Source organism: Ruegeria sp. CL6 (assembly GCF_056536465.1).
Genome location: NZ_JBQFPR010000034.1, coordinates 1 through 639, shown reverse-complemented (window position 1 = coordinate 639; position 639 = coordinate 1). Strand labels below are relative to the sequence as shown.

At 58.1% G+C, this 639-nt stretch carries 1 protein-coding gene; it reads right to left on the bottom strand.

The window, feature by feature from the left end; translation table 11 throughout:
* Nucleotides 1-639: DUF6538 domain-containing protein (locus ACR0LH_RS21645; protein ID WP_480722429.1), on the bottom strand; the 639-nt coding region annotated here is incomplete at both ends.

Genomic DNA, 639 nt, shown 5'->3' with positions numbered 1-639 from the left:
CTGGGTTCTGGCCGTTATGGTCACCGACCCACGAGACGAGAACTCGACTAACTGGTCCAGGGTCAGCCCTCGGGTCCGTTCCGACTTGCCAATCATCGGAGACAGTTGGGCTATGGCGCTCAGAAAGTCGCGTCCGTCAGCCCTCGTCAGACTGCAAACCGGCTGGTCACCAAATTGGCTGGAGAATAGCCCGACAGAGTATCGGACCGATTTGAACCCGCTGGGTCGAAGTTCATTACTCCGCTTGTTCAGATAGGCTCGGCTCAAGTCACGAACCGGCACCTTTACGGGCTCTGATGGCCTTATGAACGCCGACCGCTCCAGATTGCATCCAGAGTCCTCCAGAGTGGCCCGGAGACGGGCGAGAGAAGTCTCTGGCTGGTCAACCCAATCAGGAACGTCAGCAGTGCTCTCCAGGGCAGACAGAGTCTCCTCTGCTTGTGACCGAACCTGTTCCACTAGAGTCTCGAACCGGGCATTGACTTCAGCGGCTCGAACGCGGGCGGTGTTACGGTCACTGGTCTTGAGGCTCTGCTTCAGCGCCTGAGCGCCCAGCGCGAGAGCAACGTCAACGGGATAGTTACGTCTGAACAGCCACGTATGGCCCTTCAGATAGGCATAGCGAATGTGAGCAGACAT